Origin of the sequence: Glaciimonas sp. PAMC28666 (assembly GCF_016917355.1) — a bacterium.
Taxonomy (GTDB): domain Bacteria; phylum Pseudomonadota; class Gammaproteobacteria; order Burkholderiales; family Burkholderiaceae_D; genus Glaciimonas.
In genome coordinates this window covers 3676558-3700917 of the sequence record NZ_CP070304.1, presented here as the reverse complement: position 1 = coordinate 3700917, position 24360 = coordinate 3676558, and the positions used below count along the sequence as shown (strand labels likewise).

At 52.0% G+C, this 24360-nt stretch carries 17 protein-coding genes; 10 read left to right on the top strand and 7 right to left on the bottom strand.

What is annotated here, in order from left to right; genetic code table 11:
• Positions 1 to 408 precede the first annotated feature (408 nt).
• From JQN73_RS15750 to JQN73_RS15735, 4 genes are all read left to right on the top strand, one after another.
• A complete protein-coding gene (locus JQN73_RS15750; RefSeq protein ID WP_205319792.1) occupies positions 409 to 1413 on the top strand; it encodes a tripartite tricarboxylate transporter substrate binding protein in 1005 nt (334 codons plus the stop codon).
• An 81-nt stretch (positions 1414 to 1494) separates the two neighbouring features.
• Entirely contained in the window at positions 1495 to 2742 is a 1248-nt protein-coding gene (locus JQN73_RS15745; RefSeq protein WP_205319791.1) for a CaiB/BaiF CoA-transferase family protein, read from the top strand.
• A 282-nt stretch (positions 2743 to 3024) separates the two neighbouring features.
• Positions 3025 to 3516 (top strand): MarR family winged helix-turn-helix transcriptional regulator, encoded by a 492-nt coding sequence (locus tag JQN73_RS15740; protein WP_205319790.1) that lies wholly within the window; start codon positions 3025 to 3027, stop codon positions 3514 to 3516.
• 42 nt (positions 3517 to 3558) lie between these two features.
• A complete protein-coding gene (locus tag JQN73_RS15735; protein WP_240162291.1) occupies positions 3559 to 5100 on the top strand; it encodes an MFS transporter in 1542 nt (513 codons plus the stop codon).
• A 111-nt stretch (positions 5101 to 5211) separates the two neighbouring features.
• Here JQN73_RS15735 and JQN73_RS15730 read toward each other — a convergent pair whose 3' ends face one another.
• The 7 genes from JQN73_RS15730 to JQN73_RS15700 form a co-directional block, all read right to left on the bottom strand.
• Entirely contained in the window at positions 5212 to 6162 is a 951-nt protein-coding gene (locus JQN73_RS15730; protein ID WP_205319789.1) for an alpha/beta fold hydrolase, read from the bottom strand.
• 291 nt (positions 6163 to 6453) lie between these two features.
• On the bottom strand, positions 6454 to 8304 hold the full coding sequence (locus JQN73_RS15725; RefSeq protein ID WP_205319788.1) for a GGDEF domain-containing protein: 1851 nt from the start codon (positions 8302 to 8304) through the stop codon (positions 6454 to 6456).
• Positions 8305 to 8564: 260 nt separating this feature from the next.
• Positions 8565 to 9002: a biopolymer transporter ExbD gene (locus tag JQN73_RS15720; RefSeq protein WP_205319787.1), complete on the bottom strand. Its 438-nt coding sequence runs from the start codon at positions 9000 to 9002 to the stop codon at positions 8565 to 8567.
• Between the two features lie 13 nt (positions 9003 to 9015).
• The gene (locus JQN73_RS15715) at positions 9016 to 9444 is read right to left on the bottom strand and encodes a biopolymer transporter ExbD (RefSeq protein WP_205319786.1); all 429 of its coding nucleotides are present in this window, start codon (positions 9442 to 9444) and stop codon (positions 9016 to 9018) included.
• A 2-nt stretch (positions 9445 to 9446) separates the two neighbouring features.
• Positions 9447 to 10388: a MotA/TolQ/ExbB proton channel family protein gene (locus JQN73_RS15710; RefSeq protein WP_240162290.1), complete on the bottom strand. Its 942-nt coding sequence runs from the start codon at positions 10386 to 10388 to the stop codon at positions 9447 to 9449.
• 92 nt (positions 10389 to 10480) lie between these two features.
• On the bottom strand, positions 10481 to 11140 hold the full coding sequence (locus JQN73_RS15705; protein ID WP_205319785.1) for an energy transducer TonB: 660 nt from the start codon (positions 11138 to 11140) through the stop codon (positions 10481 to 10483).
• Between the two features lie 178 nt (positions 11141 to 11318).
• Positions 11319 to 14054, bottom strand: coding sequence for a TonB-dependent receptor (locus tag JQN73_RS15700; RefSeq protein ID WP_205319784.1), 2736 nt, complete (start codon positions 14052 to 14054; stop codon positions 11319 to 11321).
• A gap of 442 nt (positions 14055 to 14496) precedes the next feature.
• Between JQN73_RS15700 and JQN73_RS15695 the strand changes: the two genes are divergently transcribed.
• The 6 genes from JQN73_RS15695 to JQN73_RS15670 all read left to right on the top strand — a co-directional run bounded on the left by JQN73_RS15695 (position 14497) and on the right by JQN73_RS15670 (position 24255).
• Positions 14497 to 16287 carry an ABC transporter substrate-binding protein gene (locus tag JQN73_RS15695; RefSeq protein ID WP_205319783.1) on the top strand — a complete coding sequence of 597 codons (1791 nt, stop codon included), beginning with the start codon at positions 14497 to 14499 and terminating at the stop codon, positions 16285 to 16287.
• Positions 16288 to 16351: 64 nt separating this feature from the next.
• On the top strand, positions 16352 to 18166 hold the full coding sequence (locus JQN73_RS15690; protein WP_370551247.1) for an ABC transporter substrate-binding protein: 1815 nt from the start codon (positions 16352 to 16354) through the stop codon (positions 18164 to 18166).
• A 67-nt stretch (positions 18167 to 18233) separates the two neighbouring features.
• On the top strand, positions 18234 to 20276 hold the full coding sequence (locus JQN73_RS15685) for a M3 family metallopeptidase (protein WP_205319782.1): 2043 nt from the start codon (positions 18234 to 18236) through the stop codon (positions 20274 to 20276).
• An 8-nt stretch (positions 20277 to 20284) separates the two neighbouring features.
• A complete protein-coding gene (locus JQN73_RS15680) occupies positions 20285 to 21223 on the top strand; it encodes an ABC transporter permease (RefSeq protein ID WP_205319781.1) in 939 nt (312 codons plus the stop codon).
• Positions 21224 to 21355: 132 nt separating this feature from the next.
• Positions 21356 to 22480 (top strand): ABC transporter permease, encoded by a 1125-nt coding sequence (locus tag JQN73_RS15675; protein WP_205323403.1) that lies wholly within the window; start codon positions 21356 to 21358, stop codon positions 22478 to 22480.
• 62 nt (positions 22481 to 22542) lie between these two features.
• The gene (locus JQN73_RS15670; protein WP_205323402.1) at positions 22543 to 24255 is read left to right on the top strand and encodes an ABC transporter ATP-binding protein; all 1713 of its coding nucleotides are present in this window, start codon (positions 22543 to 22545) and stop codon (positions 24253 to 24255) included.
• Positions 24256 to 24360 lie beyond the last annotated feature (105 nt).

The following is a 24360-nucleotide window of genomic DNA, read 5'->3' as shown; positions in this document are numbered from 1 at the left end:
CACTTTTTTAACTGACTCCGGCGACCGCATGTCTCGAAACTGCGACATGGTCTGGGCGCAAATAATCAATCGCTAAATCTAATTGTATAACTATTTATCTTACTGCGTGCTAAATCATCTAACCTTATTTACAAAATCTCATTCGCTCATGAAAGTATGGCTATTCAAGCAAAGTCAATCAGCGTCGTCTCTTTTCCTCCACATCGCCCATGCTCAACGTTCTTTTTGAAAGTCGCACACGCTATCAAAGGAAATTTGTATGAAGGCATTTTTTTTGGTCCGGAACTTTGTACCAAAACGGTTTATTTTTACATGATGAAGTTAAATAGTTATACAATAAAAAAATGCCGTAGACCCGCAAAGGGCGAGGCGTTAATCTGGTTCGAGTGGATTTTTGAGGAGACAGCAATGGATTCGTGGATTATCGGTAGAACAAATCGTTTGATAAAATTAGGAAGAGGTTTTTCGGTCGCGCTATCACTAGCGAGCGTAGCAATAATTGCGCAAGCCAGTCCCTATCCCAATCAGACAATCAAGATTATCGTACCGTATTCGCCGGGTACCGGGAGCGACGTGATGGCCCGCACGATCGGCGAGAATATGTCCCGAAAATCGCATGTGTCCGTGATTGTCGAGAACCGCGATGGAGGTGGCGGACTGATCGGCTCCCTGGCCGCTTTGCAATCAGCACCGGATGGCTACACCGTTCTTATTGTCGCCAATCCATTCGTGATCGCCCCCATCCAAAAATCTACACCGCCCTACGATCCTGTCAAAGACTTCGTTCCGATTGCAAAGGTTGCCACCATCCCGCTGGTACTCGCCCTCTCCCCTAATTTACCGATCAATAATATAAAAGAGCTGGTAGCTTATGCCAAGGCAAACCCGGGCAAATTGAGCTACGCATCGTCCGGTCCCGGCACCATCAGTCAACAGGAAATGGAAATTTTCAAGCAGGCTACCGGTATCGATATCGTTGAAATTCCGTATAAGAGCACCGCGCAGGCCATGACCGATTTGCTCGGTGGCCACATTGCGTTGTTTCCCGTCGTCGTGCCGCTGGTCCAGCAATATTTGCGCACAGGAAAGATTCGTGGACTCGCCGTTTTCGATACCCATCGTTCGGCACTTTTTCCAGATATCCCTCCCATTGCTGAAGGACTCGGCCTACCGAGCTATGCCCCGACTCCTGTCTGGTACGGTTTCGTGGCACCGGCGGGAACCCCTAAAGAAGTTGTGGCGACCTTGAGCGATCTTATCAACGCCGCCATGCAGGACTCCGAAGTCAAGGAGCGCCTCGTCGTCATGGGAGCCCAGGCGATTAATCCAACAAACGCGCAATTTACTGCGGAGCTAAAAGTGGAAGTCGAGAAGGCGAAGCAGCTCGCCAAGAAACTTGGCACAGCGCAATGACCAGATTTCGTCACTGCCTGGCTACAGCAATATCATCGCAATTTCATCACGTAGGTATCTAATGAAATCACGCTTTCTGCCATGACAAACCCCTTACCTCAAACCGACAATTCTCCTAAGCCCGCGCTACAGGGAATAAGAGTAATCGAACTCGGAACCTTCCTTTCCGCACCTTTTGCCGCGACCCTTTTGGCAGACTTTGGCGCTGATGTCATTAAGATAGAATTACCTGACGTCGGAGACCCCATGCGCACGCTGGGCGCGTTCCCTTCCGATAAGGACAGCGATAGCGGATATTGGTGGTCATCGATCGGACGCAATAAGCGGTCCGTTGCGCTGGATATCCGGACACCAGAAGGCCATGCAATCTTAGGTCAACTTCTCAAGACGACGCAGGTTATCATCGAAAACTTTCGGCCCGGAACGCTTGATCGATGGGGAATAACTGCTGCCTGGCTCAAAGAACAACGTCCCGACATTATCATTGTACGCATCAGCGGCTACGGACAGGATGGCCCCTGGCGCGACACACCCGGGTTCGACCGCAATGCACAAGCCTTTTCGGGACTGGCCTACGTGACGGGAGAAAAGGAGACCGCACCGCAGCAAGCTGGATTACCTGTTTGTGACTTCACCGCCGGCTTATGGGCAGCCTTTGGGGCGGTAACGGCACTCCTCGGCAAACATCTGCACAACGATACTGTTGGTAACGAGGTGGACCTTGCTCTCTACGAGACCATGATTCCATTCTTGAAAGACATTCCGATGAAATACCGTCATCAGGGCAAGGTCACTGAGCGCACCGGCAATACGCCGGACTACGTGTCCCCAGGCGGTGCCTACCTAACGGGCGATAAAGAATGGATCTTCGTCAGCGGCACGGGTGACCGCGTCTTCAGTCGGCTGATGACCGTTGTCGGCCATCCGGAAATGCCTGAGCAACCAATGTTTCAGCAAAACAAGGATAGAGTCACGCATCGTCCGCTGCTCGACGCAGCCATCAATGCATGGTTGAAAAAACGTACAACTGCAGAAGCACTTGAGGCGTTTCAACTGGCAGATGTTCCTGCAGTGAAAATCCAGAGTATTGACGATTTGATGAATCACCCGCAAGTTGTTTCACGCAGCAACTTTGTCGACGTACCAGACCATGATCGTGGCGACGTTTGTCTTACGTCCCCGGTTCCCCGGCTGTCCCGGATGCCCGGAACCATTCGTTGGGCCGGACAGCATTTGGGTGAGGCAACCCGTGAGGTTCTCCAGGGCGAACTAAATCTATCCGATGAGATTCTGTCTGAACTCCGCGAACGTAAAATAGTTGGCTGTTGAACTTTCCTCTATCAATCGATCTTAACGAAAAGGAAATAGAAGGACTTTTTCAACGGATGCACCTTTCCGATAGCCAGCCCAAGGCAACCCCAAGGTGCCGAACTTTATATTTGAGGCGCACGCACGATGGTGAGGTGGGACTAGCCCACCGCCATCGTACTAAAACGTAAACTCCCCACAAAAAGCCAACCTCACCGGCGTGTAAAGAAAATTTCTCGACATTCTCATCTGGATCGATATAATACAGGTATATACCTGTAATTAATCATCTGGAAAATCCGCATGAATCACCCCTACCCCGCCATTGAGCTCGATCCCCAAAATGGGCCACCGAGTGCCTGTATCAATTCAGCAATTCGCCGCGCCGCGAGAAGGATCGGCCAAATTTACGACGATGCCTTGAAAGTTTGTGACCTGCGCGGAACGCAGTATGGTTTGTTATCGCAGATTGATCGTGCACAGGGAGCAACAATGCGCGCCCTCGCCGACACCATGGTGATGGATCTTTCAGCTCTGGGGCATACCTTAAAGCCTTTAGTCCGCGATGGCCTTGTTACCCTCGCCGTTGACGGTCAGGATCGGCGCAGTAAAAGGGTTTTTTTGTCGCAAGCGGGCGAGGAAAAATTAAAAGAAGCACGAAAAATATGGCAGCGCGTCCAGGAGAGTTTCGAGCAGGCCTACGGCGACGACGATGCACTTATCTTAAGAAAGACATTGGATTTTATCGCTTCACCGGCTTTTGCAGAAAAGGTATCGGCGGCCTTACGTGATTGATACGGACAAATGCAGATTAAAATCTGCGAACGGAGATTCAACATGATTTCAAAAAATACGCTACTGCTGTTATGCGTTTCCATACCGTCGTTTATGATTAACCTGGACGCGAATATCGTAGCCGTTTCGTTGACCTCGATAGCCCATTCACTCCACGCCGATTTTGCGGCCATTGAATGGGTCATTTCCGGCTACACACTAGCATTCGCCATTCTGCTGATGCCGGCGGGCGCGCTGGCTGACCGCTTCGGCAGAAAACGCATGCTGCTGATAGGGCTGGCGTTGTTCACCGTCGCTTCGGGCATCTGTGGCGCGGCGAGCACGAGTCTGGTGCTGAATGCAGCGCGGGTTTTGCAAGGAGCAGGAGCTGCCTTGCAACTGAGTGCCGCACTCGCCATTCTCGCTCATGGATTCCATGGTGCTGCCCGCGCCAAAGCGTTTGCATTTTGGGGCTCGGTAATCGGCATTGCCACCACGCTGGGACCGGTGGTAGGAGGATTGATCACGCAATCGCTGGGATGGCAATGGGCGTTCTACATCAATCTGCCGATAGGGTGTGTGATGATTGCTTTGGTGCTACGTACCGTTACCGATTCAAAAGACCCGAACGCAAACAAGATTGATACTGCAGGCGTTGTCACCTTGAGCGCCGGATTGGGCTTACTGACCTCGGCCCTGATTGCGGGTAACCGTGACGGATGGAGCAGTCTGCCGATCATCCTGCAGTTGGCTGGCTCCGCCGTATTTTTTATCGCCTTCCTCGTCGTCGAACTGAAACAGAAACGTCCGATGGTTGAACTGCATTATTTTTTACGTCCCACTTATCTCGGTGCGACCATTGCCGGTGTCGCCTATGCAGTCTCGTTCCTTACACTGCTCACTTATCTGCCATTATTTTTTCAGAGCGGACTGGGAAAGTCACCGCTTATCGCCGGACTGCTGATGTTGCCGCTGGCGATTCCCCTGTTCATCATGCCACGCGTTGTTTCCTCCTATCTTGACTATCACTTGTCCGGGCGTACGCTCCTGTCCAGCGGCTTGATCCTGGTCGGCATCGGAGCTTTTTTCACGGCGTTGCATATCCGCGAATTCCAATACCTGAGCGTTCTATGGTCCATGATGATCGCCTCGGTTGGTGCGGGGATTCTTAACGGTCAGACGGCAAAGGTGGGCATGAGCGTGATACCGGTTGAACGGGCCGGGATGGCCTCCGGTATTGCAGGCACCATGCGGTTCAGCGGCGTCGTGGTTGGATTCGCCGCGCTGGGGGCGATTTTGTATGAACGGATCAGCATCATCGTGTCGCGCGATCTGCCGATGACCACTGACATGGAAAAAGGCCAGATTATCCATTCAATCGTCAATGGTAATCTGCAGGCGGCGAAAGCATTTATTTCTGCGCATCAAGGACTCAGCAGCGTCGCCAGCGATAGTCTCGGCTTCGCCTATCAAGGGGTATTTTTTATGTCTTCTCTGGTCGCACTGGTGGCTGGTGCAGCGGTATGGCTCTTGGTGAAATCGCATGAAACTGCGCCGATCGCCGTCGGTATGCCGCAGCATAGGGAAGAAATACCATTGGACTAAGGCGCGATTGCCGCCAGCTTTAACCAAGCCGTCGTAGCGGGTACGGTGCCTTGGTAAAGATAACGCATAGTGCGAACAATCAATCCGCGACCATATAACTTCTGACTTCAATCACGGAACATCAAACAATTTTCCAGACGCATCACGTGTGCTCGGGTTCAGTACCTGAGAGGGATGCAGCGGCGCGCTGGCAGGGGGGACCAGTCGCGACAAAAATGCGATAACCTCTGTGCCAAAAACATCATTGCGATCCCCAGCCACCATATGCCCTGCAGCGGTAACGTTCACATATTCACTGTGCGGGCAAAGTCGCAGAAAATCTTGCGCTCCCTCGTCGGTTAATACGTCCGAAAGTCCACCGCGCACCAGCAGGGTTGGCACGCGAAGCCGACGAGCGCACTTGGTGAGGCGGATTTCGCGTGCGGCAAAATCGTGTCGCTGCGGGCGAAATCGCGGGTCCCAATGCCAGCGATATTTACCGTCATCACCCAGTCGAACATTTTTGGCTAGCCCGTTAAGGTTTTTCGGCGCCTCACGGTGCGGTTGATAAGTGGCGATCGCGTCGGCCACTTCCTGCAAGGAGTCAAATCCTTCCGGCTTCAGACTCATGAATGCCTGGATTTTGTCGATGCCCTCAGTCTCGATACGCGGTGCGATATCTACCAACACGAGCGCGGTCGCATTGACATGCTCCTCACCAATTGCCACCAGACTGGTCCCGCCACCCATCGAGGCACCCACCAGCACAGGACGCCCGTTACCGAGTGCGGCGATTACGCATTTCAGATCCTCCACCATGACATCCTGGCCGTACAATCCATCAGGTGCCCAATCAGAATCGCCGTGACCACGTGCATCGAAAGCGACCGCGTAATAGCCCGCCGCGCCGAGCATCCGGCCAGTATGCTTCCATGCGTGCCGCGTCTGTCCACCGCCATGTTGCAAGATCACCAGATGTCCACCCGGATCACCCCACGCATCACCGGCAAGCTTGACACCGCCCACACCATCCCAAACGTGCATCGGATCGGGAGTTCCCGCTAATCTTGTTCCTGCGCTCATCGCTTGCTTCCTTATTTGATTCTTATTTTTCGGAATACCTACCATCAGCAGGGATCGAATAGCAGCCAAGGCGTCTGCAGTCAACCTGCACTTCATGCATTAGATCCTATTATAAGGCTCTGGCACATTTACGCATGCTACCGAGCTTTACGGCCTTGCAGCGCAGCCAGACATATTTTCCCCGCTTGATCTTTTAACTCCAATGCTGAAGGTAACGGTGTTTTGGACAGTTAATTAACACGCCAACATGTTCCCACAAAGATTTGTACTCAAAAAATTCCATTACCGCCGTCAGGAGATCGCGGACCAGGTTGCCGTACGACGATCAACGAATAAGCTGCTGCCGGTCACTTTTTTCGCCTGTTTTTTTGCTTCGGCAGCGGCAGCCGCGATTTGATGATGCGAGGTGTATTGTCCAGGTTTGATCTGCACCACCCCAAGTGATATGCTAATCAATCCATAAAATACTTTTGTTCCGCGCCGATCCTCGCTGATATAACCGCCCCGCGCACAATCGACGGCGCTATAGTGCTCCCTGATAGCAGAATCGAAGTCGGCTAATATGCGACGACAGCGCGCTTCCCAATCGTCAGTTCGAAACAGGATCATGAAGTCATCGCCACCTATGTGCCCAACAAAATTCTGCTCCGGATTGCTATGCGCGACCAAGGTCCTCCCCGTCAACTGAATCACATCGTCGCCTCTGCTGTAACCGTACACATCATTAAACGGCTTGAAGTTATCGAGGTCAACGTAGCAGGCGCAGAACGGAACGTCACTCCGCAGCAGGTCCTCCATGTGTTCGTTAATCGGCACGTTGCCGGGTAGGTGTGTCAGCGGATTGGCATGACTCGCGGCGTTAATCTGCATTATTGTTATTTCTCGCATCAAATCATGGCCGCTCCCAATGCCCAGGTATTTTCCTTGCTCGGTAATAATAAAACCGTTTAACAGATGGCGTCGGTCGCCTTCTACAATCGCCTGACTTAATACCTGAAGCCCAATGTCTTTATCCGTCATCATGGGTTCAGTATCCATCAATAAAGTACAGGGCTTTTTCCCTTGTAACTCGCGTAAAAAGGGGCGTGCGAACCTATCAATGAGATCGGCGCGTGCGATCAACCCAAGCGGCACGTCATCTTTAACGACGGGGATCACATGTAGTTCGGGATCACGAATGAACATTTCGTACACTTCATTATTGGACATTTCCGGCGCCACCCTCGTGACCACTCGCATGATCTTTAACGCGGTTACCACGCCCTTCTTAATTTCAATCTTTTGCGGATCAAGGTTAATCCTGACCTGGGCCAATGCATTCGCAATATCGTCAGGAACAATTCTGATCGGATTGTCCAACGGCCGGGCGATCCGATAACCCTGACCGAATGCAACCCCTAGCTCTTTGATCATCACCAGCTCGGCCGCGGTTTCGATACCTTCGGCAATCACCGCCGTTCCAGAAACGTTGGCAATTTCCTGAATTGATTTGACGAACTGCAGTTTTACCGGATCCCGGTCAAGGTCCCGAATAAAATGCATGTCAATTTTTACGTATTCCGGCCGCAGTTCTGACCAGAGCCGCAAGCTGGAAAAACCTTCCCCAAGGTCGTCAATCGCAATCCGAAATCCCCTTGCGCGGTAAAGTGTAGCGGCGTCGCGCAATAATGCATAGTCATGGGTAGGTTGCCCTTCCGTTAGTTCAAGAATAATGCGATCCGGACGTATTCCTATTTTTTGTATGAACGCCAGGAGTTCATCGCACTGCGAGGGAGATTGAAGTAATACTTCAGGGCTGACATTGAGAAACAATTTTCCCGGCAGGTTCAGGGCGGCGTAGCCCTCAAGTACAATCTCGCGAGCGAGATGTTCCATCTCTACGCTCAGATGGCAGGCTTTCGCTCCTTCGAACAATGTCAAAGGAGAATGAAGTGGACTGTCTAAAGGACCACGAATCAATCCCTCAAAGCCGATAATCTCGCCGTTTAGCATGTTGATGATCGGCTGAAAAACCGCTTTAAGTTGCCGCTTTTCGAGAATTTCTACTACAAGCTCCAGCAAATTATCGACTTTGCTACCTGAAAGTATCGATTGGCCCGGTACCAGGACGCAAATGGATGCTAACCGTTGTGAGGCTGTCATAGGCTATAAAGGTAAGATAGTAACGAGAGCCAATCCGGCACCGCTGAATTACTCTCGGATAGAAGATTTTGCCGTATGCAATAACCCGTTAAATGCGCATGCAGTGGAAGCGCATAATTTCCATCATAAAATTATGCGGTAGCATTGTGACAATCTGATGACGCCACCAACACGCAGCAAGAAGGTGCGATATACCAAAAAAAAAGGCCAACAGGCAGGAGTTACCCTGCCTGTTGGCCTCACACCGTTCAAATTGACGGCTACTGATTCATAAACTGCTCGTTACCAACGATACCAATTTTGGTGACGCCAAGCCGTTGCGCCGATGCCATCACGGCAGCGACGGACTTGTACTCCACCAGTTTATTCGGCCGCAAATGCACCTCATCCACATTTCCCATCGCGACCACTGCTTGCAACTTGCTTTCCAATTCCGCCCGGTTTGCCATCGGCGCACCGTTCCACAACACGGTACCGGTCGGATCGATGTCGACGGTATCGACAATCGGCGGTGCGGATTGGACTGGCGGATTACCGGTCGGCATATTCAATTTGATCGCATGATTCTGAATCGGAATCGTGATAATCAGCATGATGATGAGTACCAGCATGACGTCAATTAGCGGCGTCATGTTCATTTCCATCATCGGTTCCGGATCGTTACCGCTGCCCCCGGATGAGCCTATATTCATACCCATAGATTGCTCCCTGTTATTGACGCGGTGGCGGCTCGGTAATAAATCCGATCTTGGCGATACCGGCACGCTGGGCCGTCAAGATGACCTTCCCGATATATTCGTATTTGGTTTTCTGATCGCCGCGAATATGTAACTCCGGTTGCGGTACCAGCACCGCAACCTGTTTCAACTTCGCCAGCAGTTGTGTCGTGTTCGGTACCAGTTGCTCATTCCAGAACATGTCGCCCTGTTTGTTAACGGCCAGATTAATATTTTCCGGCTTGGTCACATAGGGTCGTTCAGTTTCGCTTGGGAGCTTGACCGGAATCGTGTGCGTGACGACAGGGATCGTAATCAGGAAAATGATCAACAACACCAACATAACGTCCACCAGCGGCGTCGTGTTAATCGTGCCGATCACTTCGTCTTCATCCCCATCGGAAGAGCCAAGTGACATGCCCATGATTAGCCAACCTTTTTCTTGATGCTGGCAATCTGCCCCGCAGAACTGGTTGACATCACACCACTCAGCAAGACCGAATGCAAGTCAGCGCTAAACGAGCGAATTTCTTCCATGGCGCTCTTGTTGCGACGTACCAGCCAGTTGTAACCCAGCACTGCTGGCACCGCCACTGCCAGACCAATTGCGGTCATGATCAATGCTTCACCAACCGGACCGGCGACTTTGTCAATCGATGCCTGACCAGCGATACCGATGGCGGTCAACGCGTGATAAATCCCCCACACTGTCCCGAACAGGCCGACGAAAGGTGCGGTAGAACCAACGGTGGCGAGGAACGCCAGACCATCTTGCAAGCGGCTTTGTACCTTTTCGACAGAACGCTGGATTGACATCGTGATCCAGGTGTTGAGATCAATCTGCTCCAGTAATGCGCCATCGTGATGCTGCGTCGAGGTGCTGCCGGTCTGGGCAATGAAGTGATAAGCGCTGGCTGGCTTCAGGCCTGCAATCGCTACATCGACGGTAGGTGCTTTCCAGAAATTGTTCTTCGCATCTCTGGCCTGCCCCATCAGTTTTACTTGTTCAATCAACTTGGTGATGATGATGTACCAGCTTCCCATCGACATCAACACCAAAATGATCAGGGTGCCACGGGCGACAAAATCGCCGCCCTTCCAGAGCGCGTCCAAACCGTACGGATTACTGACGGTTTCTGTAGTCGCCGGAAGCGGTGGCGGCACTGCACTCACGCTGGCAGCCGTTGCAGCACCATCAGGCGTTGACGAAGTCGCAGCCGCTGCTGCTGTCGAAGCCGCCGAAGCTGCCGCAGCAACATCTGCGGGCGTGGACGCTGTCTGCGCCATCACCAATGGTGCGGAAAGTGTCGCGGTAGCGATCATCACAGCAGCGATAAAAGCGGAAAAGCGATTACGAGTAGAAGACATACGATTACTCCAAAATAATTACATTAGAATGCTGAAAAGACAAAATAAGGTGTGCTGCTTCAAAGTGCATAGTCGGCTGCAAATTTAGCGATTTACTCCAGCTTCCAGACATACTGCATCCTTGTGGTAGACGCGACCGCCTGACCATCAGCCATCGCGGGGATAAAGTGGCAAAGGCTCCACGCTTTCATGGTTGCCCTGTCCAGATCTCTGAAGCCGCTACTTTTTTCAACCACGGCATCTAGTACATTGCCATCAACACCAATAGACAGCTTGACGTTAACCACGCCTTCTTCTTCGTTTTGCAGCGACGATCTTGGATATGCCGGTTTCTCGCAGTTACCGGCCACTTTTGCGCTGGTATGTGACGGCGTTGCCGGCCCTGCCGCTGCAGCCGATGGCTGCGCAGTCGACGTTGGCAAGTCGGCCGTCGCCGGTTTGACATTGGTGACCGCTGCAATCACGTCAACTTGTGGTGGCGGCTGCACTTTCACCTCCGGCGGCGGTACGAACGGCGGCGGTGGAGCGACCGTTTTTGGTGGGGGAGGCACCGGCTTAGCCGGTGGTGGTGGTGGCGGTGGCGGCTTGATTTCTTCTACGATTTTGGTTTCGACCGGTTGCTGAATGACTTCAACAACTTTGCGGGCAAGTCCGGTAAGAAGCGCATACACCAAGGCCACATGCAAAAGAACCACCACGCCGATGCCGACTAAATTCTTGGAAGGTTTTGTTCCATCCTGCGTGAAATCCATGCCATTTTCCTCCGATACATCATTATTCAATTGCCAGAAAATTCTTCAACCAGGCGGGCTATCCATTGACCAAATGCGTATTCCGCTAGGCGAAGACCAGCTAAAAAAACTGGTCAACGCGCTGCGGAACAGGCTCGATCAATATCGCAAACTATTAGCTCCCCTACTATCGGCTCACCTACTTGAAAGCATAATTAGCCCGCACAAAGAAAGCCCGGCCGATTGCATCGCCATACCGTGAGTCATAACCGTACTGGAAGTTATCGGTTTGGTTACTGGCAGGTGGATCGGTATTGAACAGGTTTTTGATTCCCGCCGTCAATGTCAGGTTTCTGAATCCGGCATAGGTTCCTGAAAGGTTGTAACGGGTGTAAGAACCAACATGATGATTGAAGCCATCCACTACCGAGCTGCCATTTTGATCCTGATAGCCGGTGGCGAAAGATTGCTGTATCACGGCACCCCATGGACCTTTGCTCCAGGTAACGGTCGCGGTATGGCGCCAGCGGAATATCACGCCACCGGCAGTACCAACGCCACCACCGTAGACGCCCAGATTGCTTTTGTATGCGCCGCCCTTTTCCGATTGATAGTCGTATTGGTTGACGTAAGTACCGTCTAACGACACGCCAAAGTTACCCCAATCCGACTTTGGCAGACGCCATGAAAGACCCAGATCAATACCTTGCGTTTTAACGTTTCCGAGATTGACGTTGGTATCGACGATGTAGTTGAGTGAGCCATCGGCGTTACGCACGAAGTCCGCGGCATACTTAACCGGATCGCCAAAAATATCACCCTCTGGAACCACCGATATCTGATTCTTGATTTTGATATTCCAATAATCAATCGATACCGTGACATCCTTGACTGGCTCCATCACCGTACCCAAAGTGAACGAGTTGGATTTTTCCGGTTGCAGTTGTTGATTACCACCACCCTGACGGAAGAACTGCTGACCGCAATCCCGGGCACTGATACCACCTGCCGCAGTGGTTCCGCCTGGGCATAACGACGGATCGTTATAGACGCTGCTGGTATACGTTTTAGAGTTTGGGTCATTCAGTTCATACAGACTCGGCGCGCGGAAACCTGTGCTATACGAGGAACGGAACATCAACTGCTTTGAAGGTTGCCAGCGTAGCGCCACCTTTGGATTGAGCGTATTGCCGACGTCGCTGTATTTGTCGTAACGCAATGCCAGTTGCGCTTCCAGCGACTTGACGATAGGGACATTGAACTCTGTAAACACGGCGCTGACATTCCGACTGCCAGAGGAAGACTGGGCATCTTGTGAACCTGTACTAGCGGACAAATCCGCAAGCGCGTGATTGACATTGAACTGCGCGCTTTCATGCCGGAACTCGCCGCCGATCGCAAAACCTAACGGTCCTGCCGGAAGCTGAAACAGTTCGCGACTAGCCGTAAAATCGACCGAAGCCGATTGCGTTTTAGCGCTTTCGTAAGAACCCAGCACCTCGGCATTGTTCAGGTAAGCATTTCCAGCGGCGCTTTGTGGACCGAACGGATTGATGATGCCATTGAGCAGACCGGATTTGATCAAATTATTATTGAGATACCCGCCGTTCAATTCGTCGCGTGCCTTACTCATCGAATAAGCCAGGCCGGTTTTGTAATCCCATCCAAATTTGGTGCCTTCCATGCTCAACAACAAACGATCTGTGCTGTTGACGGAATCATTGACGCGCTGTCCGGCATCGGTAGAACGCCATGCCACCGATAATGGACCGCCGCTTAACCCTGCAACCCCAGGGGTCACGCCATTCCCCGGATAGTAAGGGCTGGTGCTCGGAACCAGGTAGTCACTGCTGGTACCGCTGCCGTCACCGGCAAAGACGTCCCCGGCAACCCGCGTTTTCACTGTACTTTCCGCATGCAGATATTCAATCGACGCCGTGTTGTCCGCGTCCAGCTTGATGGTGCCTTTACCCAGGAAAGAGACTTCTTCTGTTTGCGGAATAATCCCAATGTTCGCCTGACTGTTGTAGCGACAAGTGCCGCCCGCAACGGGATTGGCATACGGCGGACGACAACCTGCACCGTAATACGGGTTACCGCTCAGCCCGGACGGCTTGCCCGTAGTCGGATCAATCGCACCGGCACCCGCGTCGTAAAAGTTGGCCGGGCTGGAATTACCGCTACTTGCGTTAAGTCCGACACCTGGATTCTGCCCACCCAATCTGGAGAAGCTGCGGTCGCTAGCCTGGACCGCATTCTGGGTGTGATAGTCAATCACGCCGAAGAAGTTGAAGCCATCCTTATCCAGATCGCCCATCCCGCCCGACAAGTTGAAGCGCTTCTCAGCACCGCCTGCTTGCTCTGGCACAATGCCTTCGACGCTTAAGTTAACCCCGGTATAAGAACGCTTGGTGATGAAGTTGATCACGCCACCAATCGCATCGGTACCATAAATGGCCGAAGCGCCGTCCCGTAAAATTTCAACCCGATCAAGCGCAGCAATCGGGATGACATTCAAATCGACCGCCGCGCCGTCGAATGCACTGTTAGCCAGACGGCGACCGTTCAGCAATACCAGCGTTTTGTTGGAACCAAGACCGCGCAAGTCGGCGGCCGCACCAACAGTTTTACTGGTACCAACGTTTGACGATGCATTAAATTGCGTTTGGTTACCGGACACGCTGGCCAGCACTTCGGCAGCCGTGGTGGCTCCTACTTTTTGAAAGTCATCGGCCTTAATAATGGTTATCGGCGAGGCCCCTTGCGCTGCAACGCGCTTGATCGATGAGCCGGTAATTTCAACCCGTTGCAATTGCGGTTCACCAGAAGGATCTTCCTGCGCAAACGCAGTATGTGCCATCAAGCCGAAGCTGACAGCCATGCCCCCCGAAAAGATCTTACGTAGTGATCTCGACAAACCCTTTTCCGTCATCATAAACAAACTCCCTGGGGATAATAGTTAGAGTTGAAATTAAATCTTTGTAAATTTTGAAATATTTATTAATCGCTTTTTGAGCGATTGGAAGAAAATTATTCTTATTCATTAATAAAAATTAAAATAAAATTTTTCCATATCCAGAATTAACAAAAAATACAAAAAAATACACAAAACAAAAGAAAGACGATTTATTGGAATCTGGCATACATTTTAACGACCGATAACATTCCACAAGGCAACTTAAAGCAAATTTTATGCCACCTAAAAATATTGGGAAAATCTGGTGTATGCTTTCATAATGGCAACGATACAAATGTAGTTTTTTGTGCATTTTCAAGCACCACATAAACAGTGATTAAGATATTGTTTACATAGTATTTTTAACGTCGCCACACGATCAGACAGCAGTCATAAAATGCCCAAAAAAAGGGAAAGAAAGATGCAGATTTCTAAACGACTCACCCGGTTACTGCTTACACCTGTTTGCATGTTGATAGTTGCAAATGCAGCAGTTGCTGCATCAAATCCAGCAGACCTGTCTAAAGTCGTACATGTTGCATTTGAAGCAGCCGACGACGGTTTCGATATGGTCCGCACCAACAACAGTCTTTATTCAACCTGGGTGGGCGAAGCAATCTATGAGAGCCTGTTAACCTATGATTACCTGGCGCGTCCGGCCAAACTGGTGCCGAAGACGGTCGAGGCCATGCCAGAAGTCAGTAACGATGGACGAACCTACATCTTCCATCTGAAGAAGGGCATTTTTTTCACACCAGACCCAGCCTTTAACGGCGCCCGACGCGAGTTGACGGCACAGGATTATGCGTACTCCATCAAGCGCGTCCTTGACCCAAAAAATCGCTCACCGCAAGCCAGTTCGTTCGAAGGAAAAATAGTCGGCCTGGACGCACTGGTCGAGCAAGCCAAAAAATCCGGCCATTTCAACTACGATGCCCCGGTCCCTGGACTGGAAACCCCGGATCGCTACACGTTACGCATTCAATTAAACGCTCTTGATCAGACCTTCTTATATCTGCTGGCGCATTCGACCACTGGCGCGGTAGCCCGAGAAGTGATCGAAAAGTACGGTGCAGATTCAGGTCGGCATCCAGTCGGTACCGGTGCTTATTTTTTGAAAGAATATGTCCCCCGCAGCAAAATTGTGCTGGAGGCAAATCCCGACTATCGCGGCTACACCTGGAACTTTAAATCTTCCGGCGATGCATGGGATACCCAGGTGATCAAAGACATGCAAGGCAAACATATGCCGCAGGTCGGTCGGGTTGAAATCAGCATCATCGAAGAAGAACAACCACGTTGGCTGGCGTTCGACAGCGGTCAACTCGACATTGGCGAACTGGCTGGAAGTTCGGTGCAAAAAGCGTTAGATAAGGATGTGCTTAAACCGCAGTACACGGCGCAAGGCGTATCGCTGTATCGCTTTGTCGGTGCCGAGATTACGCATACTATCTTCAACTTCAAAGACCCCATCGTCGGTGGTTACAGCAACGAAAAAATTGCGTTACGCCGGGCGATTGCCATGGCCTACAACCTTGATGATGAAATCACCCTGGTCCGCTTCGGTCAGGCTACCAAAGCCCAATCGACAGTGCCGCCTGGGGTTGCCGGTTACGATCCTAACTATCGCAGCAGCATCACGTACGATCCTAATCTGGCGAATAAATTACTCGATTACTTCAAATACAACAAAGGCCCGGACGGCTATCGCAATTTGCCGGATGGCAAACCGTTGACCATCAAGATTTTTTCTTCTGCATCATCCGCAGATCAGGCTCGGATGGAAATCTGGAAGCGCTCTCTGGATGAAGTGGGACTGCGCACTGATTTCCCGGTCAGCAACTTCGCTGACAATCTCAAAGCCGCATCCGAATGCAAGTTAATGATGTGGGGCCTTGGCGGCACCGCCAGCATCCCCGACGGCTCCGACTTTCTCGAAAGCTTTTACGGACCGAACGCTGGACAAGGCAATCTCGGCTGCTACGCCTCCGCCGCATTCGACGATGCCTATCGCAAAGCGCGCGCGTTGCCGGACGGTCCACAACGGCAGGTATTTTACAACCTGATGGAGCGACAGGTCGAAGCCGATACCGCACAAGTTTTACACCTCTCGCGCTTTCGTAATTGGGTCATCCGTCCGTGGGTAAAGGGCTTTAAAAAGCACCCTATTTTGCATGCCGACTGGGAATATCTGGATGTCGAAAAACATTAACCCAACGAGCTATCATCCTTTATCAAGCGGCAAAAAAACTATGCAACACGGAGACCTCAACATAATGCATTCATACGCGTTAAGCGGAAAGTTGGCCATCGCGGCCCTTTGCATCGCCGTCATGGGTACCCTGCCGATAGCCACGGCCAGCGCAGCCCCAACCTCTCCGGCGGACCAGGAAAAAGTCCTGCGCTATGTGATTCCGGCAGCGGAAACCGGCTTTGATCCGGCCATGACACGGGACCTGTATTCACAGGTGGTGAATCAATCGGTATTTGAACCGCTCTTTACTTACGATTATCTGGCACGTCCCGCCAAACTGGTGCCATTGACGGCGGAGGCGTTGCCCGAGGTGTCGGCGGACGGAAAAACCTATACCATCCGCTTGAAAAAAGGGATCTATTTTTCTGCCGATCCGGCGTTTAACGGCAAGAAGCGCGAATTGACCATGGCTGACTATGTGTATTCCTACAAACGCCTGCTCGATCCGCAACTCAGCTCCCCGCAGGCCTGGCTACTGGAAGGCAAGGTTATCGGACTGGACGAATTGGCCGCCGCTGCCAGAAAGACCAATCAGTTTGATTATGATTCCAATATTCACGGACTTGAACTGCTGGATCGCTACACCCTGCGCATCAATCTTAAACAGCCTGATTTCAATCTCGGCATGATACTGGCGCATCAGCCCACTGGCGCGATGGCACGCGAGGTGGTGGAGAAATATCGTGATGCCCAAGGTCAGGTCATGGCGAATCCAGTGGGAACCGGCCCCTATCTGTTGACGCAATGGGCGCGAGGCTCACGCATGGTACTTACCGCAAACCCTGACTATCGCGGCTATGTCTGGGACTTTAAGCCGGGCAGTGATCCTGATGATCAGCGTATCGTCGCGCAAATGCAAGGCAAGCATATGCCACAGATCGGCCGGATCGAAATCAGCGTGATGGTGGAAGATCAATCGCGCTGGCTGGCCTTTCAGAAAGATGAAATTGATCTTTTCCAATTGGAAGGGCCGCTCGCGCCACAAGCGTTATTAAACGGAAAACTAAAACCGGATCTGGTAAAAAAAGGTATCCAGCTATCACGCATTGTCGATCCTGAAATCAGCTATACCTACTGGAATATGCGCGATCCGGTACTGGGTGGCATGACCAAAGACAAGATTGCCCTGCGTCGTGCAATAGCGATGGCGCATAACGTTCGTGAAGAAATAAAGATCGTCTGGAATGACGAAGCAATTCCCCTTGAATATCCGATTCCGCCCGGGGTCGTCGGCTATGATCCCACTTACAAAAGCAGTATCCAGTTTGAACCCGAAGCAGCGAATGCATTGCTCGATAAATTTGGCTACAAGTTAGGCAGAGACGGTTGGCGCACGCTGCCCGACGGCAAGCCATTACAGATTCGCTACACCGCCCGCGCCGACTCGTTGGGACAACAGCAATCGGAGATGTGGAAAAAGACCTACGATCTGATTCATATTCACATGCTCGGCGACCTAAAGCCGTTTCCGGATATTTTGAAGGCCGAAAAACAATGTCAGCTGCAAACCCGCACCGCCCCGTGGATCGCGGACTATCCGGACGGCGACAATTTCATGCAATTGTTTTATGGTCCGAATATCTACCAGAACAACAACGGCTGCTCCAAAATTCCTGCATACGACACATTGTATGCCGAGTCGCAAAGAATGCCTGCCGGTCCTGAACGCGAGGTCCTGTATCACAAAATGGCGCGCATTTTAGAGGTCTATGCGCCAATTCGCCCCGGCTACGCCCGCTATCGGAACATGCTGGCACAACCACGCGTCATCGGCTTTAAAAAGCATCCGATATTGCCGATTGAGTGGATGTATTTTGATATTGAAAAGCGCAAATAATGTGCCCTCGTTGTCGCTATTTCCGCAGACATTTTGCAGTAAATCTCCAATCTCTGGAAAGTAATGCATGAAATCATTCTATAAGTCATCCTCCTGTTTTTGGCCGGTTTCGGCAGCCCTGTTTGCGCTGGCGCTGAATCCGGCGCTAGCCCAAAACAATCCCCAGTCCGCCGCCCAGCGGCCTTTGATTCCGTTGTTGAAGGCCGACGACATCATGCCTTTATGTACCCGTACCTTAACCGCCTTGCGACAGCAAGTATCTGCCACCGATCAAGAACCCGCGGCGCATGCCAAAGACACCAAAACTGTGCTCGCCAAATGGAACGCGCTGCAAATCGCTATCGAAGATTTGCAGGGGCCGGTTGATATTCTGAATAATGTCTCGCCGGATGCCAAAGTGCGCAGCGCTACCGAAGCCTGTCTGATCGCGCTGAACACGTTCTCAACCGAATTGCTGCAAAATGAACACCAATACGCACGCTTCAAAGCGATCCAACCTGTTGAGCCGATTGAACAAAAACTGCGGCAGGATATTTTGTATAGTTTTGAGGATGCCGGGGTCTCGCTGCCGCCAGCCAAGCGCGCACGCCTGAAGGAAATACTTGAAAAGCTGGAAACGCTGAGTCAGGAATTTGCCCGGAATATTCGCGACAACACGCAGAAGGTCACGTTCACGCCAGCCGAGATGCAAGGGTTGCCAGCGGCTTATATGGCGCGCGTCAGGCCAGATGAACAAGGCAACTATCAGTTAGGCTTTGATTATCCTGATTACAAACCATTCATGGAGTCGGCCGATAACAGCGAAGCCCGCCGACGTTATCAGATGGCGTTTGAAAATCATGGCACGCCTGCGAACCTGAATGTACTAAAGCAAGCCATGGATCTGCGCCATGAAATGGCCGGTCTGTTCGCTCTTCCCAGCTACGCCGATCTGGTACTACGTCGTCGTATGGCAAAATCACCACAAGCCGTGTATTCCTTTCTGAGCGAAGTCCAAGGCGCGGTGACCCAGTTGGAAATCAAGGAAATTGCGGAATTGCGCGCCTTTAAGGCCGAAACGTTAACCACCCCACTCGCACAAACCACCCTTGAACGGTGGGATCTCGACTACTGGCAACAAAAATTAAAACACGCTCGTTACGATCTCGACCAGGAAGCGCTCCGCAACTATTTCCCTACCGACGCTGCGGTGCCCTGGATTCTGGGTGTCTCAAGCACATTGTACGGGGTCACGTTCAAACGCATGGAAGTGCCGGTATGGGATCCGGAAGTGCAATACTACGATGTTATCGATAACAAAACAAAATCACGTATCGCGGGCATTTATCTGGACTTGTATCCACGCCCCGGAAAATATGGCCACGCAGCCGCATGGGGCACTCGTGGAGTGAGTACGCTTGCCCATCGCACGCCAATCTCAGTTTTGGTCACCAATTTTGACCGCCACGGCCTCAATAGCGACGAACTGGAAACGTTGGTCCACGAATTTGGCCATGTATTACATGGCGTGCTCTCTCACACGGCTTATGTCAGTCAGGCAGGCACCAGCGTCGAGCTGGATTTTGTCGAAGCACCGTCACAAATGTACGAAGAATGGGCACGACGTAAGGAGTCCTTGGTATTATTGTCAAGCTATTGCAAAACCCCATGCCCGACAGTCGATGATGCCTTGGTGCAGAAAATGACTGCGGCTCATAATTATGGGCGCGGCATTCGTTATGCCCGCCAACTTCTTTACGCTAGTTACGACATGCGCATACACAACGATCAGGCGGCCACTGAACAGCCGTTAGCCATATGGCAAAAAATGGAAGGTACCACGCCGCTCGGCTATGTTACCGGCACCGAATTCCCCGGCCAGTTTGGCCATTTGATGGGCGGTTACGCAGCCGGCTATTACGGTTATATGTGGTCCGAGGTATTGGCATTGGATATGCTGTCGCGCTATAACGGCAAGCTCATGAACCCGGAAGTCGGTCAATTCTATCGCGCCACGATCCTTTCCCACGGCAGTGAAAAATCCGGTGCCGGCATGGTCCGCACCTTCCTCGGCCGCGAACCGAACAGCAAGGCGTTCTTTGCTGAAATCTCCGGCCAGCGCCTCCAATAAGGACGCCAATGACCGCTTATATTCTGCGCCGCTTATGGCAAATGATACCAACGATGCTAGGCGTCATCGTCCTGGTATTTTTCCTGTTCAACTGGGTTGGTGGCGATCCGGCTTACATTTTGGCGGGAAAGATGTCCAATCCCGCCCAGATCGCTAATATCCGCGCCCAACTCGGAATCGATCAGCCCTACATCGTCCAGTTATGGATTTTCATTAAACAGATTGTCACCTTTGACTTTGGGGCAAGCTGGAGTACCGGCGAATCGGTCTCGCACGTCATCCTGACGCGGCTTGGGCCATCGTTGACGGTGCTGGTTCCCCTCACCATTCTTGAAACTTTTATCGCCGTGGCATTGGCCCTGGCGATTGCATTCGTACGCGGTTCGATCACGGATCGCATGGTGATGATTGCCTGCACCGTGGGTATGTCGATCAGCATTTTGGTGTACATCATCCTTTTCCAGTATTGGTTTGCCTACAAACTTGGCATGTTTCCAGTACAAGGATGGGGTAGCAGCTTCGGTGAAAATCTATTCCACTATTCAGCTTTGCCGATTTTGATCGGGCTGGCGGTCAGCATCGCCCCCAGCTTGCGCTTGTATCGCACCTTCGTGCTCGATGAAATCAATCAGGATTACGTGCGCACGGCCCGGGCGAAAGGCTTAACCGAAAAACGCATTATGTGGGTGCACGTTCTGCGTAACGCAGCGATCCCCATCATTACCAATGTGATGTCGAACTTACCGGCGTTATTGATCGGCGCGTTCCTTATTGAGCGTTTCTTCTCGATTCCGGGCATTGGGCGAGAGGTTATTTTAGCGGTCGAGCGTAGCGACTTCCCTGTGATCAAGGCGATCACGGTCTACGTTGCGGCCGCCACCATGCTGTTCAATCTGTTGACCGATCTGATGTATCAGGCGGTTGATCCACGCGTTCAGCTGAAGTAAGAAAGCCCTATCGCTATGTCTATTATCGTGGATTTCAAAAAGAGAAAAAGCGAAGCAGTCAGGGCCGCAACAGTGGTTGCGCCTGCCGTTGCCAGCACCGATGCTGCCGAGGTTGCAGCTTCGCCCAACCTTATGCCAGCGCCGATCCTGCTCACCTCCGAGCCTTCCCCTGGTTTGTGGGCACTGGCCTGGCGTCGCCTGCGGGCTGACTGGGTCGCCATGGTGTCGCTGACTGTTGTCGGCATATATTTTTTGGTGCTCATCCTTTCGAGCACCGGATTAATCGCCAGCGACTGGGGCGATGAGGTGGCGGTCAATTATGCACCGCCTTCGTTTATGGGTGCGGACGTCGTAAACGATAGCGCCAACAACGCCAGCGCTGTCGTAGAACCTCCGCCCGACAATCCGCTCGATCCGCTGGCTGATGTGATTCGCACTTTGCGCGCCAACAAAACCCTCGCGCCCACCGCCCCCGTCGTCGCCAACGATTACGGTATCGCCGATCCGCTGCAATCGGAACTAACCGCCATTCGCACCAAGCTCGCACAAGACGGCACCAAGGCGACCGTTGCCCGCAGAACCACACTGCCGTTCGGTGCCGACAAATGGGGCCGTGACATTATCAAGAAAACGATTAAAGGCGCTGAAACCTCCATCGTGGTCGGACTGGTCGCCGCATTATTGGCAACTGTGCTGGGCACCGTATTTGCCGCAATCGCCGGTTATTTCGGCGGTTGGGTGGATGATGTGTTCAACTGGTTCTATAGCATCTTCACCTCCGTGCCGTATCTGCTGCTGATTCTGGCGGTGGCGGCAGTGCTGCAACAAAAAGGCGTGCTAACAATTGTTCTGATTTTGGGACTCACCGGCTGGACTGGCACCTTCCGCTTGATTCGGGCTGAATACATGAAGCATAAAACGCGTGAATACGTGATGGCGGCAGACGCCATTGGTGCTTCTCACTGGCGAAAAATGTTTTCCCATATATTTCCCAACGTCAGCCACGTGGCGTTGGTTCAGCTATCGATTCTGGTGGTCGGCTTTATCAAATCGGAAGTTATTCTCAGCTTCCTTGGCTTTGGCGTGCCGGTCGGCGTGGTCTCGTGGGGCAGTATGTTAAACGAAGCACAAAACGAATTAATTCTTGGCAAGTGGTGGCAACTCGCCGCCGCAAGTATCGCCATGGCAATTCTGGTCACAGCATTTTCGCTGTTCACCGATGCACTGCGTGATGCACTAGATCCGAAATTAAAATAGGAATCGCCATGAATATGCTTTATCCGAACGGTTTGAACGACGAACCCGAACTGAAAACACCCATGGTGGAAACTCCGCTATTACAAATACGTGATCTGCGCGTCAGCTTCCGTACCGACAAAAAGAATACCGTCGAGGCAGTCAAAGGAATCTCTTTCGACATTGCGCGTGATACCACCGTTGCTCTGGTCGGCGAATCCGGCAGCGGCAAGTCGGTCAGTTCGCTGGCGGTGATGGGATTATTATCGTCGGACAGCGCCAGCATTGCAGCCACCAGCAGCGTCTTGTTTGAAGGCCGCGACTTGCTAACGTTGTCACCGACGGAACGCCGTCAACTGTGTGGCAAAGATATCTCAATGATCTTTCAAGAGCCGATGACCTCGCTCAATCCGGTCTTCACGGTAGGCTTTCAAATCGGTGAAGTGCTGCAGCAACACATGGGCATGAATGCAAAAGCCGCCCGTGCCCGTGCTATCGCCTTGCTAAAAGAAGTCGGCATCCCGGAACCCGAAACCCGGATAGACGCTTTCCCCAATCAGTTATCGGGTGGCCAGCAACAGCGCGTCATGATCGCCATTGCCATCGCGTGCGAACCAAAGTTACTGATCGCCGACGAGCCAACCACAGCGCTGGACGTCACGATTCAAAAGCAGATTATCGATTTGATCGAAGCATTGCGTAAACGGCACAAAATGTCGGTCCTGTTCATCACCCATGATCTGGCATTGGTGGGTGAGATTGCCGACGAAGTGATCGTCATGCGCAATGGCGAAGTACGGGAAAAAGGTACTACCCGCCAAATTTTTGAAAACCCGCAAGATGCCTACACCAAGGCGCTGTTGCTCTGTCGTCCGTCGCTGGATAGCCGCCCGTGGCGTTTGCCGGTGATTAGCGATTACATGAACGGCAATCCGGAAATCGATCATCCCGAGCTAACCGCCAAACAACGCAGTCGCGGTCTGACCGGCAAAGAAGAGATTCTGCTCGACGTGCGCAATCTGGGAAAAAGTTTTTATTCTCGCCAAGGTTTGTTTGGCCGCAAGGAATTTAAAGCCGTCCAAAATGTTTCCTTCACGCTCGCCCGCGGAAAAACATTGGGCGTGGTGGGTGAATCGGGATCCGGAAAAACCACCGTCGGCCTGACATTGTTGCGCTTGCATCAGGCCACCAGCGGACAGGCGCTGTTCCAGGGCAAGGACATATTGGCGATGTCCAACAAAGAATTCATGTCCTATAAGCGACGGATTCAGATTATTTTTCAAAACCCCTATGCCTCTCTCAATCCCCGCTTTACCGTCGGCCAGATATTACTGGAACCGATGCGGATTCATCAGATCGGACGCGACGACACAGAACGGGTTGATATGGCGCTGCAACTCCTCAAAAAAGTGGGTATGCCTGCAGCCGCTTTTCACCGCTATCCGCATGAATTCTCCGGCGGTCAGCGCCAACGGATTGCAATTGCCCGCTGCCTGACGCTCAGACCTGAAGTATTGGTCTGTGACGAATCGGTCTCGGCGCTCGATGTCTCTGTGCAAGCACAAGTGCTGAATTTGTTACAAGATTTGCAGGAAGAGTTCGGCATGAGCTACATCTTCATTTCCCATGATCTGGCGGTCGTAAAATACATCGCCGATCAGGTCATGGTGATGCATCAGGGCGTGGTGGTGGAGCTGGCAAACTCAGACGAGTTGTATCGCAATCCGACCAATGCTTACACCCGTTCCCTGCTGAGTGCCATTCCGCGTGGATTGCCGCACGCATTTTCGAATTAAGCTGAGCGTTGCGGCAACCTAAGTGCAACTATGTTTTCAACAAACGTTGCAGCAACATTATTAAAGCGCTGGCATCACAGCGCCGACATATCTTTTTTTCGGATG

Bases quoted from the DNA above. Each gene is read 5' to 3' on its own strand.
- JQN73_RS15735 (WP_240162291.1), top strand. From the start codon at position 3,559: ATGATTTCAAAAAATACGCTACTGCTGTTATGCGTTTCCATACCGTCG.
- JQN73_RS15710 (WP_240162290.1), bottom strand. From the start codon at position 10,388: ATGTCTTCTACTCGTAATCGCTTTTCCGCTTTTATCGCTGCTGTGATG.
- JQN73_RS15695 (WP_205319783.1), top strand. From the start codon at position 14,497: ATGCAGATTTCTAAACGACTCACCCGGTTACTGCTTACACCTGTTTGC.
- JQN73_RS15670 (WP_205323402.1), top strand. From the start codon at position 22,543: ATGGTGGAAACTCCGCTATTACAAATACGTGATCTGCGCGTCAGCTTC.
- JQN73_RS15700 (WP_205319784.1), bottom strand. From the start codon at position 14,054: ATGATGACGGAAAAGGGTTTGTCGAGATCACTACGTAAGATCTTTTCG.
- JQN73_RS15715 (WP_205319786.1), bottom strand. From the start codon at position 9,444: ATGGGCATGTCACTTGGCTCTTCCGATGGGGATGAAGACGAAGTGATC.
- JQN73_RS15685 (WP_205319782.1), top strand. From the start codon at position 18,234: ATGAAATCATTCTATAAGTCATCCTCCTGTTTTTGGCCGGTTTCGGCA.
- JQN73_RS15680 (WP_205319781.1), top strand. From the start codon at position 20,285: ATGACCGCTTATATTCTGCGCCGCTTATGGCAAATGATACCAACGATG.
- JQN73_RS15690 (WP_370551247.1), top strand. From the start codon at position 16,352: ATGCATTCATACGCGTTAAGCGGAAAGTTGGCCATCGCGGCCCTTTGC.
- JQN73_RS15740 (WP_205319790.1), top strand. From the start codon at position 3,025: ATGAATCACCCCTACCCCGCCATTGAGCTCGATCCCCAAAATGGGCCA.
- JQN73_RS15725 (WP_205319788.1), bottom strand. From the start codon at position 8,304: ATGACAGCCTCACAACGGTTAGCATCCATTTGCGTCCTGGTACCGGGC.
- JQN73_RS15705 (WP_205319785.1), bottom strand. From the start codon at position 11,140: ATGGATTTCACGCAGGATGGAACAAAACCTTCCAAGAATTTAGTCGGC.
- JQN73_RS15675 (WP_205323403.1), top strand. From the start codon at position 21,356: ATGCCAGCGCCGATCCTGCTCACCTCCGAGCCTTCCCCTGGTTTGTGG.
- JQN73_RS15720 (WP_205319787.1), bottom strand. From the start codon at position 9,002: ATGGGTATGAATATAGGCTCATCCGGGGGCAGCGGTAACGATCCGGAA.
- JQN73_RS15745 (WP_205319791.1), top strand. From the start codon at position 1,495: ATGACAAACCCCTTACCTCAAACCGACAATTCTCCTAAGCCCGCGCTA.
- JQN73_RS15730 (WP_205319789.1), bottom strand. From the start codon at position 6,162: ATGAGCGCAGGAACAAGATTAGCGGGAACTCCCGATCCGATGCACGTT.
- JQN73_RS15750 (WP_205319792.1), top strand. From the start codon at position 409: ATGGATTCGTGGATTATCGGTAGAACAAATCGTTTGATAAAATTAGGA.